Below are 12,699 nucleotides of genomic sequence, written 5' to 3'. Positions count from 1 at the left end.
GAGGGGCGCGGGGCCGTAGCGATGCGGTTCCGCCGTCACACCTTCGGCTGCGCGCTGGTGGCCAACGACCCGCACAGGGCCGTAGCGCTACCGGTGGCGTAGGGGTCCGTTCCCGCCGGTCCGCCGGCCTTCGCGTTCTGCCCGGCGAGCAGAGGGTGCAGCCGGTTCGTGGAGTCCTCCGCGCAGGACAGCGGGCCGGCCTGGACGTAGGACACGATCAGCTGGGCCGTGTGCATCCGCAGGTCGTCCCGGTCGAACCGGAAGTGCAGCTCACGGCGGACGGTGAACAGCGACACCTCGGAAGCGGCCGCGCCGGCCGACCGCAGCGCGTACACGAACGTGTGGTCCGCGGTGACCTCCAGCGTCGACGAGTCGGTCTCGGCGGCCTGGAGACTGCCCTGCACCCGGATCCTGCCGTCGGCCAGCCGCGCCTGGGCGGGGTCGAAGCGCACCAGCCAGCCGGTCGGCGCATGCCGCCCGTCGGCCGCGGGGTGGGTGAAACTCTGGTCGAACTGGTCGAGTTGGTCCGTGTCGAGAAGCACCCGCACGGCACGGACCTGGCCGCCGACGAGGACGTCCGGGTCGAGCGAGGACCGCACGATGTAGTCCTTGGCTGTGCTCAGCGCGGACACGACCTGGCCGTCGGAGAAGTGCGCGGTGCGGCGGGAGGCCGGCAGCGGGATGCCCTCGGCGCCGACGCGGTACTGCGCGGCGGGGCTGTGCGCGTACAGGTACTCGGCGTCGGGGTGACCCGGGACCCTGCCCTCGGGGGCCAGCGGGATGACGGTCATCCGCAGGGGCTCGACGGGCTGCCGGATGGCGGAGGTCTGGTAGGGGTGCCGTACGCCCATGTAGATCGCGGTGCCGAAGGCGACGGCGATCAGCAGGACCAGGATCAGCGCCTGCCGGGACAGTCCCCGGCGCAGCGGCGGACGGCGGCGTACGGCGGGCGCGTGGTCGGACATGCGCTCCTGCGCGGAGTACTCCTGGAGGCGGGCAGCGCGGACGAACGACTCGTCGAAGACGACGGATCGGTACTCGTCCTCACCACCCACGGGGGCGCCCTCGGGTGTCTCCTCAGGCGGGTCTCCTGGACCTCCCATATCTTCAGAGTAGGTCTCGGGAAGCTCAGGTAAACGCCCTGCTGTGCGACAAGTTCTGACAGGTTCTCACCAGGATCGTCAGGGTGTTCGCGGCACCGCGGAGGCGGCTGGCTGGGAGTAGTCGGCGGACGCCGAGGGCGTCACCGTGCTCCCTTGTTCCAGGCCGGTCGAAGCGGGCGGCGGAACCCGGTCGCGGCTGCCGGAGGAGGCGCCCCGGTAGACCGCCGTGAAGGCCAGCGCGACCATGCCGATGCCCATGACGAGGGCGAGCATCCAGGCGACGGGGCGGTGCCAGCGGACCTGCTTGCCGTACGTCCCCGGGGCGCCGTAGCGGCCTTCGAGGACCTCGGTGTCGTCCAGGTCGTCGAGGTCGGGATCATGGCCGAAACCGCCGGGTCCGAAGCCGTCGTCGTACCGCTCGGCTCTGGCGCGGGCGCGGCGGGCCTCGGCCTCGGAGGCCTCCGCTCTCGCCTGGGCTGCGGCCAGGAGGCGCTCGACGGCGGTCGGCTCGTGCACCACGGCCGCCCGTACGAAGGCCTCGTCGAAGACCACGGAGGCGAACTCTTCGTCCGACACCCCGCGGTCGTGGTCGTCGTCGGGCTCCCAGCCGTCAGGGAACGGCGTGCCCCCCACGTCCTCCGGCACGCATCCAGAGTAGACCTGGGGGGTCAATTTGGGCAGACGGTATGGAAATTCATCCGCCCTGTGAGACACCTCTCGTGCGCCACGGAAGCAGACCGGGGGCGCCTGCCGGATGCATATGCCCTGGCCGCGCGCCCCCTGGCGCCGGGGCTCAGCGGCGGATGTGACCGTCGCCGGTGACGATGTACTTCGTGCTCGTGAGCTCCGGCAGGCCCATCGGGCCCCGCGCGTGCAGCTTCTGGGTGGAGATGCCGATCTCCGCGCCGAAGCCGAACTGGCCGCCGTCGGTGAAGCGGGTGGAGGCGTTGACCGCGACCGTCGTGGAGTCGACCAGCTGGGTGAAGCGGCGGGCGGCCTGCTGGGAGGTGGTGACGATGGCCTCGGTGTGGCCGGAGGTCCACAGCCGGATGTGCTCGACGGCCTTGTCGAGCGAGTCGACGACGGCGGCGGCGATGTCGTAGGAGAGGTACTCGGTGTCCCAGTCCTCCAGCGTGGCCTCCACGAGGGTCGCCTTGGTGTCCTTCGCGTACGCCAGGACCCGCTGGTCGGCGTGGACGGTCACGCCGGCCTCGGCGAGGGCGTCCAGGGCACGCGGCAGGAACTCGGGGGCGATGTCCTGGTGGACCAGGAGGGTCTCGGCGGCGTTGCAGACGCTGACCCGCTGGGCCTTGGAGTTGATCAGGATGTCGATCGCCATGTCGAGGTCGGCCTGGGCGTCGACGTAGACGTGACAGTTGCCGGTACCGGTCTCGATGACGGGGACGATCGACTCGGTCACGACGGTCTGGATCAGTGAGGCGCCGCCGCGCGGGATGAGCACGTCGACCAGGCCGCGGGCGCGCATCAGCTCCTGCACGCTCTCGCGGGACTGGCCGGGCACGAGCTGGATCGCGTCGGCGGGCAGTCCGGCGCCGCCCACGGCGTCGCGCAGGACCCGTACGAGGGCGGTGTTCGACTCGTACGCGGAGGCCGAGCCGCGCAGCAGGACGGCGTTGCCGGACTTGAGGCACAGGGCCGCCGCGTCCACCGTCACATTCGGGCGGGCCTCGTAGATGATGCCGACGACGCCGAGCGGGACGCGGACCTGGCGCAGGTCGATGCCGTTGGGGAGGGTCGAGCCGCGCACGACCTCGCCGACCGGGTCGGGCAGCGCGACGACGTCCCGGACGTCGGAGGCGATGGCGCGCACCCGCTCCGGGGTGAGCGTCAGCCGGTCGATGATCGCCTCGCTGGTGCCGGCCTCGCGGGCCTTGGCGATGTCCTTGGCGTTGGCCTCGACGATTTCGCTCGTACGGACCTCAAGGGCGTCCGCGATGGCGAGCAGCGCGTCGTCCTTTTCGGCCCTGGGCAGCGGGGCGAGGTCGGCGGCGGCGGCCTTGGCCCGGTAGGCGGCCTGGGTGACCGGGGTCATGGAGTCGTACGGCGAGAGCGAGGTCATACCGGAAGGGTAGTGCGCCGGGCGGGGCCGTCCACCGGTTGTTCCACAGCGCGAGACGGGATCAAAGGGACATTGCGTGAGGAGCGATCGTCAGAACGGGTGGGCGCCCACCGGTGTGGCCGGCGGCGGGCCGTACCCCTCGGCGATGCGCTGGTGGTAGGTCTGGCGGTCGATGACCTCCAGGCCGACGATCTCCCAGGGCGGCAGTCCGGCCGTCTGGCGGTGCTCGCCCCACAGGCGCAGGGCGACGGCGGCCGCGTCGTGCAGGTCGCGGGCCTCCTCCCAGTACCGGATCTCCGCGTGGTCGTTGGCGTAGCGGCTGGTCAGCAGGAAGGGGTGGTCGTGGGCGAGCTGTTCGAGTGCGCGCCGGACCTCTTTCAGCGGGGCCTCCTCGCCGGAGACGCTGAGGGTGACATGCCACAGGCGTGGCAGATCCCGGGGCTGCTCACCCTTGTACCGGTCGCCTGCCGCGACGCTCGTCAGGGCCCGCTCCTCACCGGCCGCCCGCGTGGCCGAGCCACCGGCCCCGCCCGCCGCCGGTGCCGAAGAGCCGGCCGCCCGCGCGACGGTCCCTTTGGGCGGACCGGATCCGCCTCGGGAAGCCGCCGCACCCTCGTGGGACACCGCTGCCCCAGGGCGCACTCGTCTCACGACGGCCTCCTTCATGCACAGGTCGACCCCAAGGGTCGGGCGGAATGTGTCCCTGGGACAAAGTTGAGCAGCCCGCAAGGGCTCGTGGGGCGGTTTTGCGGAACGTCCACCTGAGGGCGACGCTCTTGGCGGGGCGTTCACCCCGTTTTCGGGCACCCGGGCCGCCGGCAGAGCCGGAGGACGCCGGGCGGCACTTCGGATCGACGAAGACCGCCCCTCAGGGATGCAGGATCACCAGATCGTCCCGGTGGACGACCTCCCGCTCGTAGGCCGGACCCAGCTCGCGCGCCAGCTCCCGGGTGGAGCGGCCGATCAGCCGCGGGATCTCCTTGGCGTCGAAGTTGACGAGCCCGCGGGCCACCGCGTGCCCGGTGCCGTCCCGCAGCTCGACGGGGTCGCCCGCGACGAACTCGCCCTCGACGGAGGCGATCCCGGCCGGCAGCAGGGACTTGCGGCGGTCGACGACCGCCTTCACCGCGCCGTCGTCCAGGGTCAGCGCGCCCTGCGGGGTGGACGCGTGCTGAAGCCACAGCAGCCGGTCCGCCGAGCGCTTGTCGGCGGGGTGGAAGTAGGTGCCGGTGTCGCCGCCGGACAGCGCCTCGGCCGCGTGGATCGTGCTGGTCAGCACCACCGGGATGCCGGCGGCGGCCGCGATCCGGGCGGCCTCGACCTTGGTGACCATGCCGCCGGTGCCGACGCCCGCCTTGCCGGCGCTGCCGATCTCGACGCCCGCCAGGTCCTCGGGCCCCCGCACCTGAGCTATCCGCGCGGTGCCCGGCTTGCTGGGGTCGCCGTCGTAGACGCCGTCGATGTCGGAGAGGAGGACCAGGAGATCGGCGTGGACCAGATGGGCCACCAGGGCCGCGAGCCGGTCGTTGTCGCCGAAGCGGATCTCGTCGGTGGCGACGGTGTCGTTCTCGTTGACGATCGGGAGGGCGCCCATCGCGAGGAGCTTGTCGAGGGTCCGGGAGGCGTTGCGGTGGTGGGCGCGGCGGCTCATGTCGTCGCTGGTCAGCAGTACCTGGCCGACGCGGACGCCGTACCGCGCGAAGGAGGCGGTGTAGCGGGCGACGAGCAGGCCCTGGCCGACGCTGGCGGCGGCCTGCTGGCGGGCGAGGTCCCGGGGCCGGCGGCGCAGGCCCAGCGGGGCGAGGCCCGCCGCGATGGCTCCGGAGGAGACGAGGACGATCTCCTTCTCTCCTCCGCTGCGGCTCTTGGCGAGGACGTCGACCAGCGCGTCGACCCGGTCGGCGTCGAGGCCGCCGGCAGCGGTGGTCAGCGACGAGGAGCCGACCTTGACAACGATCCTGCGGGCCTCGCCCACGGCCTGCCTTGCCCCTGCCACCTTGTGTCCTGTCCCCTCGCGCCACTGTGGGTACCTCGTCCGCAATGTACGCGAAGGGGATGCTCCGGCGCGCATCCGTCCGGTCCCCGGACCCTGGTCCCGGACGGCACGATCCCATGGCCGCACAGCGACGCACCTTCAAGGAGTGCGTGCTGGGCCCGGACCGCCCGACCTCCATAAAACGCCGGCCGACCGGTCGCCGGCGGAACGCGTCGAGGACCTCCTGGCCCCGCTCGCCTGTCAGCACCCCGCGCATAGCACCTGACCGCCACGGCGGACAGAGGACACGCGCGTGTCGTCCGGAGGTCGACACCCGTTAACCAGGGCGTCCGTCTCGCGACGACCTTGGAGTGTCCCCCGTGCGAAAACGCCTCCCCCACCTTCGGTCCGCGCTGCGACTGCCGGGCCGGCAGACCGCGACGAGAGTGCTCGTCGCCGCCGTCCTGGCAGCCGCCGTCGTCGCCCAGGCCGTCGCCGCCCTGCGTCCGCACGTCCCTCTGCTGCTCGTCGCGACGGCCGCCTCCCTGGCCGTCGAGGGCGTCCTGCACCGGTGGCAGCGCGGCATGGTGTCCCTGTTCGCCAAGTCCCACGCGGACATCACCGTGCGGCACGTCCTGCGCGACCTGCTGCTGGTCCTCGGCCTGCTGCGGCTGACCCCGGAGGCCGAGGAGACGGCGTACACCGCCCTGGTGGGGGGCCTGCTCGCCTTCTACGCGCTGCACTGCGCGATCCAGGCGGCCTCCGTCCTGGTCCGCCGCACCCGCACCCTCCCGGTGGTCACCCGCAACATCGACGCCTCCGCGCTGCGCCTGACCCCGGCCCCGCCCGCCCTCCTGCGCCGCCCCGGGCCCCGCCTGCTGGTCCACGGCCTGCCCGCCACGGCGGGCCTGCTGGTCACCGCGGCCACCGGCGAGCCCCGGTGCGCGGCCTTCGGCATCGCGATGTCCCTCGGTCTCGCGCTCATGGGCCTCTACGACCTCCTCGTACGACTGCTGCCGAGCCGGCGTCCGGCGGGCGAGCAGGAGGTGCTCGACTGGTTCGACGCATGGCTCGCCGCGTACCGGCCGACCGTCGGCCTGTACTTCTCCGGCGGGGTCTCCTCCGCCTACCAGGCCGACATGTGGCTGGAGCCGCTCGCGAAGCTCGGCGGGAAGCCGGTCATCATCCTGCGCGAGCGGTTCATGATGCAGAAGATCGCCGCGACCGACATCCCGATCGTCTGCCTGCCGAAGGTGTCCACACTGCTGCGCCTGGAGCAGTCCACGCTCCAGGTCCTCATCCACCCGTCGAACTCCGGCAAGACCTCCCAGGTCCTGCGCATCCCCACGATCAAGCACACCTTCGTCAACCACGGCGAGAGCGACAAGCTGTCCTCCTGCAACCCGTACGCGAAGGCCTACGACGAGGTGTGGGTGGCCGGTCCCGCTGCCCGCGAGCGGTACGCGGCGGCGCAGGTGGGCGTCGAGGACAAGGACGTGGTGGAGATCGGCCGCCCGCAGCTGGAGGCCGTACGGCCGTACGAGGGACCGCCGACCGGGCCGTACACGACGGTGCTGTACGCGCCGACCTGGGAGGGCTGGGACGGCAACCCCGGCAACACGTCGGTGATCGAGGCGGGCGAGAACATCGTGCGGGCGCTGCTCGCGGACCCCGGGGTACGGCTGCTGTACAAGCCGCATCCGCTGACCGGGTCGGTGGACGCGCGGGCGGGCGCGGCGGACCTGAGGATTCGTGAGCTGGTGCGGGCGGCGAACCGGGAGCGGGCCGGCGAGCGGCCCGCCAACGACGGTGAACTCTCGCGAAGGACACGGGAGTTGGAGCGGCTCACCACCGCGTCCTTCCGGTCCGCCGCGGACTCGGTCGAGCGGATGCTGCTGCAGTCCACGCCGGAGCCGGGCCGCGCGGAGGCGGTGGCCCGGGCGACGGCGGCCTGGGAGCGGGCGTACTGGGCCTCGCTGCCGGAGTGGGAGCACCAGGTCGTGACCGACGCCCGGCCCGCGCTGTACGCCTGCTTCAACCGGGCCGACCTGCTGATCAGCGATGTGTCCAGCGTGGTCAGTGACTTCCTGGCGAGCGGGAAGCCGTACGCGGTCGCGAACACGAGCGGCCTGAGCGAGGACGCGTTTCGTGCGGCCTTCCCCACGGCGGGGGCGGCGACCGTGCTGACGCCGGACGCGGTGGGGGTGCCCGCGCTGCTGGACGCGGTACGTCATCCGGAGCGGGACGAACTCGTGGCCGCGCGCGCCGAGTTGAAGCGGCGGTTGCTGGGGCCGGACGAGCCTTCTTCGCAGGAACGGTTCGACAGGGCCGTTCAGGCGTTGAGCGCGGTGGCTCGGGGGCGGAGGCTTCCGGGGCAGCGGCGGGAGGAGGAGACCGCGTGCGCCTCCGGGACGCTCACGCTGCCGGGGTGAGCACCCTGCGCGCTTTGCGGACCGCCCGACGCAGCAACTGGTCGAACCCGACCTCCCGGTAGCCCGGGACCTCCCGGGCCTCGCGGGGCTCGGCCAGGTAGAGGGAGTCGGGCAGACCCGCCGAGCGGTCGCGGAAGAACGGGTAGGCGAAATACACCCGGCGGCCGCCCTTCTCCAGCACCGCCTCCGGGGTCTTCTTCGCCTTCATGAACTCCAGGACCTCCACCAGGAGATCCTGGCGGCCCATCGCCACCAGCTGGAGCCGCAGACGTTCGTGGACGCGGAGGCGGTGGGCCACCTCGCCGGTCCAGTAGGCGTCCACCAGCGGCTTCGCGAGCTCCAGCTTCTCCTGGCGTATCGCCTCGTCGTCCTTCAGGAAATTCGGGCCGAACTGCGGGAGCAGGGTGACGAGGAAGGGGCGGACCATCAGCACGTCGCGTCTGGCGCCCGCCGGGACCAGGTCGGCGATCAGGGTCATCAGGGCGCGCGCGGAGTCGAAGCGCAGGGTGTGGCTGCCGGTTTTCGTGACGTGCTTGCCGTCCTCCCGGCCCACCAGGTAGTAGCAGGTGTGGTCGGCGATCACGGAGACGCCGTCGGCCCGCAGATAGGCCCCCATGGTGAACAGGGCGTCCTCGCCGGTCCACAGGGACTCGTCGAAGCGCATGCCGTGCCGTTCGAGGAACGCCCGGCGGAACAGCTTCTGCGCGCTCAGCGTGAACTTGATGTTGGAGGAGAAGACGTCGGTGCGCTCCAGGGTCTGCCCCCACATCGACGTCGGCGGCTTGCGGTTGACGCCCTCCACCCGGCCGAGGACGACGTCCGTGCCGTTGCGGTCGGCCATCGCGACCATCCGCTCCAGGGCCTCGGGGCCGAGCCGGTCGTCGGCGTCGAGGAAGAAGACGTACCGCCCGGTCGCCTTGCCCAGACCGACGTTGCGCGGACCGCTGGGGCCGCCGGAGTTGTCCTGCCGGATCACCGTGACGTCGAGGGGAGTGCGCGCGGCGAACTCCTCGAGGTACTCCCCGGTGCCGTCCGCCGAGCCGTCGTCGACCGCGATGACCTCGATGCGGGCGTGGCCGATCGTCTGTGCCTCGACGGAGGCGAGACAGTCGACGAGATACGGCATCGCCTCGTACGCCCCGATGACAACAGTCACATCAGGCTGCGCAACGGTCACTTCTCCCCCAGTCACGGTCTGTTTCCCCCAGATCTGCTCAGGGGCAATCCCCTAGACGGCCGACCGGGGAAAAGGGTTGCACGCCGGCACTGGGAGATACGCGGGAAGGGCCCGGTTTTCGGGATCACCCCCGAAACCGGGCCCTTTCTTTACGCAGAGGAGGTCAGGCCTTGGTCGTGGCCTCCGCCGCCGAGGCGGCCGCCCGTGACTCCTGGCCGACGTTACGCGCCTCGGCCTTGATCGCGAGGTTGGCCACCGCGGTGTTGAACTGCTCGATGGAGGTCGGCTCGTCCGGTCCGAGCAGGTACTGCTTGAGCTCCACCCGGTCCTCGGCCAGCGGGTCGGCCGCCGGGGCACGGACCGCGTCGAGCAGCTCGCCCAGCTCGGTGGCCTGGTTGGACAGGATCGTGGCGGCCCGCACCGCGGTGTTCTGCCGCTTGAACTCCTCCACGCCCAGCTCGGCGGAGTCCGTGACCGCGTACGGCTTGCCGCTCGCGATGAAGTCGGACACCACGCTGGAGATGTCGGAGACCATCGCGTCGGAGACGTTGAAGCAGTCGTACAGCCGCGGTTCGGTGCCCGTGATCACCCGGTGCTCCCACACCGGGAAGGAGCGCCAGTACGCGTCGTTCCACTCGCCGCGCAGACGGCCGATCTCCTCGTACTTGGCCACGTCGACCACACCGTCACGGCTGGCCTCGGCCTCGTCGCCCTTGTCGCCGCCGCCGCCGGCCAGGACGGCGAGCCGTGCCTCGATGCGGGCCAGTTCGGCCTTGGCCGCGGTCTGGGCGGCCGCTTCGGCCTGGAAGCGGGGGTCCGTGGCACGCTCGGCGGCGGCCTTCTCGATCAGCGCGGTGACCTTGTCGTGCGCGGCTCCCGCCTTGGCGAGGACCGTGCCGGTGAAGGGGTGCGGCTTGTAGAGGACGCGAACCGGCGGGTCGGCCTGGAGCAGCTTCTTCACGATGTTCTCGCCGGCCAGCATGAGCGAGGTGTTGCCCGGGTTGCCGTCCCAGCCCTCCCAGGTGGGCGCGTACAGGACGGTCGGGACACCGTCCTCCTGCACGGTGTTCCCCGTCTGGATCGGCGCGAGCTGCGGGCGGCCGACCTCGACGATGTCCTCGTCACGGACGCCGACGTCGGCGATGGCGTAGCGGTCGCGGCCGGCCCGGCCGGCCACCCACACCTCGTCGTACGCCTTGCTGAACGGGTTGACGCTCGCCAGCTTGTCGCTGTCGCCGTGGCCGATGAAGACGTGCTTCATGGTGGGCACGCGCAGCAGGTGGATGTTCTTGCCGACGTTCGCCGCGTACAGCGCGACCCGCACCGTGGACAGGTCCATGTTCATCAGGTGCACCCCTCCAGGCACGCAGATGACGGGGACCGTGGTGGGCGCGAGGTTCTGCAGGATGACCCGCTCACGCAGGATGATCAGGGGCCTGGAGTCCAGCTGCTCCATGGTCTCCAGCCACATGTTGACCTGGTAGACGGAGTCCTTGGAGCCGGAGAAGTAGAGCACCGTCTCCGGCTTGTAGTCGCCCAGCCAGTCGTCGACCTTGGCGAGGACCTCGTCGGCGGCCGGCGGGATCTTCCTCTTGCTCACGTACGGCATCAGCGCGAGGACGTACAGGCAACCGAGCGCGATCGTCACGCCGATACCGATGAAGCCGGGCAGCGCGGAGTCCGCCGCGGCGGCGACGACTATGCCGACGACGGCGGCGAGGTCGAGGTGGAGCATCTTCTCCGCCGACCGGTTCAGCAGACCCATCGGCGGCGCGTCCGGGATGCGGATGCGGGAGGCCAGGTCGACGTTGCGGGTGGCGACCGGCAGCCGGCGGCGGTTGCGGATCAGGGTGACCAGCGCACCGTGCGGGGCCTGGAGACCGTAGAACGCGATGAAGCAGGCGGTGGCCCCGTAGAAGATCAGGTTGTTGGAGAGGTCGAGCCGGGCCAGCAGCAGGATCAGCAGGAGCTGCCTGATCAGGAAGCGGATCGACAGACCTGCGCGCACCTTGCTGAGGCGGTTGATCAGGTAACTGCCCTGGCGGTGCAGATAGTGGTCCGCAAGGTACGTGACGGCGCTCGCGGCCGCGAAGGCTGGGACGCTCGGAATGAGCGCGGCCACCATTATGGCGGGGAAACCCGCCAGCATGAGGACCGCAGCGGCCAGCTCGGCCGCGCTGCCCACCCGGGCGACGCGAATAGCGGTGCTTATCACTGAGAACCTGCTCTGGGAGGGATGCCGGTTGTTTACGAATTATCGGTACTTGCGACTTCAGGCCTTGCTTAAGCCTTCAGGCCCCTGTGAATGCGCCAGGAACGGGCAGCCACAGAGGCCTGAATTTACCGAAGACTATTTGTCCCTGATTATGCCACGCCGTCCTGGCGGTTCAGGACAGTGGCCAGCGCGGCCTCGAAGCCGGACGCCTGGCCCGCGGAGGCCGTCGGGTCCTGCTGGCGGACGTCGATGACATGCCCGGTCAGCTCGGAGAGCAGCACGTCGAGCGAGGTACGGGCCACCGCCTCGGAGGACAGCAGGCTGCCCGCGGGCTCCTGGCCGAAGGCCTTGGTACGCATGGGCGTGGCGGTGCGCTCGGGGTTGATGCAGTTCACCCGGACGCCGTCACCCGCCCATTCGTCGGACAGGGCCTGCGTCAGGTTGACCATCGCCGCCTTGGTCGAGGAGTACAGGCTGTACTCGGCGCGGCCGCGGGTGTAGCTGCTGGAGGTGTACAGGAGCAGCTGGCCCTTGGTCTCCGCCAGGTACTTGTACGAGGAGCGCGCGATCTGCACCGGGGCCAGGTAGTTGACCTTCAGCGCCTCCTCGATGGTGGCGTTGTCGGTCTCCGCCAGCTTGCCGATGCGCAGCACACCCGCGGTGTTGACGACGTAGTCGATGCGCCCGGTCTCGGCGTACGCCTTGGACAGCGCGTCGTCGACCTCCTCCGGGTTCTCGACGTGGGTGCCGGTGGTGGAGCGGCCCAGCGCGTACACCTTGGCGCCGTAGGACTCGGCGAGTTCGCCGATGTCCTTGCCGATGCCGTAGGAGCCGCCGAAGACGACGATGGTCTTGCCGGTGAGCAGCTCGCGGTAGGCGTCGTCGCTGACCTGCTCGGGCGCGGCGGTGGAGGCGAGCTGGAAGAGCTTGTCGGCGATGAAGACGTCGACGGGCTGGGTGACCTTCATGTTGTACTCGTCGCCCGCGACGACGTGGATCGGCACGTCCGGCAGGTACCTGAGCACGACCGAACAGTCGTCCGTGGCCTGGAAGTTGGGGTCACCAGCGGCGACCTCGTAGGCGCGCTTGATGGTGGACAGCTTGAAGGCCTGCGGGGTCTGGCCGCGGCGCAGCCGGGAGCGGTCCGGGATCTCGGTGATGAACTCGCCGTCGTCGCCGTGCTTGCGCGTGACGATGATGGTGTCCGCGGACGGGATGGCGACGTCGACGGCCTGGTAGCGCTCCAGCGCGACCACACAGTCGTCGATCACACGCCGCGAGAGCAGCGGGCGTACGGCGTCGTGGAACAGGACGTTGAGGTCCTCGCCCTCGGCCAGGCCCTCACCGAGGGCCTCGATGGCGCGCTCGGTGGTCTCGTTCCGGGTGGAGCCGCCCTCGATGATCTTCTTGACCTTCGTGAACCCGGCCTTGGCGACGATCTTCTCTATGTCCGGAACGTAGCCCGGCGCCATCAGGACGATGATGTCGTCGATGGAGTCGGCCTTCTCGAAGGTGGTCAGGGTGTGCTCGATGACTGCCTTGCCGGCGATCTTCAGCAGCTGCTTGGGGATCGAGAGACCCACGCGCTGACCGGTACCACCGGCCAGGATCACTGCGGTGGTACGGGGCTTGGCGATGTGCTGGGACACAGAAGACCTACCTCGGGGCGACAGGGAACGGGGAAATGGTCCCACTTGCGGTTACCGCTGTGCAAGGT

The 12,699-nt window shown here is 70.7% G+C and carries 9 protein-coding genes; 1 reads left to right on the top strand and 8 read right to left on the bottom strand.

Annotation, left to right across the window (positions count from 1 at the left end):
* Positions 1-35: 35 nt before the first annotated feature.
* From ABZT02_RS14315 to proB, 5 genes are all read right to left on the bottom strand, one after another.
* Positions 36-1,103, bottom strand: coding sequence for a hypothetical protein (locus ABZT02_RS14315; protein ID WP_356017652.1), 1,068 nt, complete (start codon positions 1,101-1,103; stop codon positions 36-38).
* A gap of 78 nt (positions 1,104-1,181) precedes the next feature.
* A complete protein-coding gene (locus ABZT02_RS14310) occupies positions 1,182-1,748 on the bottom strand; it encodes a hypothetical protein (RefSeq protein ID WP_356017649.1) in 567 nt (188 codons plus the stop codon).
* Positions 1,749-1,896: 148 nt separating this feature from the next.
* Positions 1,897-3,183 (bottom strand): glutamate-5-semialdehyde dehydrogenase, encoded by a 1,287-nt coding sequence (locus ABZT02_RS14305; protein WP_356017647.1) that lies wholly within the window; start codon positions 3,181-3,183, stop codon positions 1,897-1,899.
* A 90-nt stretch (positions 3,184-3,273) separates the two neighbouring features.
* Complete coding sequence (locus ABZT02_RS14300) at positions 3,274-3,834, bottom strand: hypothetical protein (RefSeq protein ID WP_356017645.1); 561 nt, start codon at positions 3,832-3,834, stop codon at positions 3,274-3,276.
* Positions 3,835-4,051: 217 nt separating this feature from the next.
* On the bottom strand, positions 4,052-5,158 hold the full coding sequence (gene proB, locus ABZT02_RS14295; protein WP_356017994.1) for a glutamate 5-kinase: 1,107 nt from the start codon (positions 5,156-5,158) through the stop codon (positions 4,052-4,054).
* 419 nt (positions 5,159-5,577) lie between these two features.
* Here proB and ABZT02_RS14290 point away from each other — a divergent pair, with 419 nt between their 5' ends.
* Positions 5,578-7,590, top strand: coding sequence for a hypothetical protein (locus ABZT02_RS14290; protein WP_356017992.1), 2,013 nt, complete (start codon positions 5,578-5,580; stop codon positions 7,588-7,590).
* Here the strand turns inward: ABZT02_RS14290 and ABZT02_RS14285 are convergent.
* The 3 genes from ABZT02_RS14285 to ABZT02_RS14275 all read right to left on the bottom strand — a co-directional run bounded on the left by ABZT02_RS14285 (position 7,574) and on the right by ABZT02_RS14275 (position 12,631).
* The gene (locus ABZT02_RS14285; protein ID WP_356017643.1) at positions 7,574-8,767 is read right to left on the bottom strand and encodes a glycosyltransferase family 2 protein; all 1,194 of its coding nucleotides are present in this window, start codon (positions 8,765-8,767) and stop codon (positions 7,574-7,576) included. The genes ABZT02_RS14290 and ABZT02_RS14285 overlap by 17 nt on opposite strands.
* A 163-nt stretch (positions 8,768-8,930) precedes the next feature.
* Positions 8,931-10,982 (bottom strand): hypothetical protein, encoded by a 2,052-nt coding sequence (locus ABZT02_RS14280; protein ID WP_356017641.1) that lies wholly within the window; start codon positions 10,980-10,982, stop codon positions 8,931-8,933.
* A 149-nt stretch (positions 10,983-11,131) separates the two neighbouring features.
* Positions 11,132-12,631 carry a bifunctional cytidylyltransferase/SDR family oxidoreductase gene (locus ABZT02_RS14275; protein ID WP_356017638.1) on the bottom strand — a complete coding sequence of 500 codons (1,500 nt, stop codon included), beginning with the start codon at positions 12,629-12,631 and terminating at the stop codon, positions 11,132-11,134.
* Positions 12,632-12,699 lie beyond the last annotated feature (68 nt).

It is taken from the genome of Streptomyces sp. NPDC005402 (assembly GCF_040606575.1).
Taxonomy (GTDB): domain Bacteria; phylum Actinomycetota; class Actinomycetes; order Streptomycetales; family Streptomycetaceae; genus Streptomyces.
Note: the sequence above shows the minus strand (reverse complement) of the source record. Positions and strands in the feature narration are given on the sequence as shown.

Excerpts from the sequence above, each read along its gene's own strand:
- ABZT02_RS14315 (WP_356017652.1), bottom strand. The coding sequence starts at position 1,103 with ATGGGAGGTCCAGGAGACCCGCCTGAGGAGACACCCGAGGGCGCCCCC.
- ABZT02_RS14305 (WP_356017647.1), bottom strand. The coding sequence starts at position 3,183 with ATGACCTCGCTCTCGCCGTACGACTCCATGACCCCGGTCACCCAGGCC.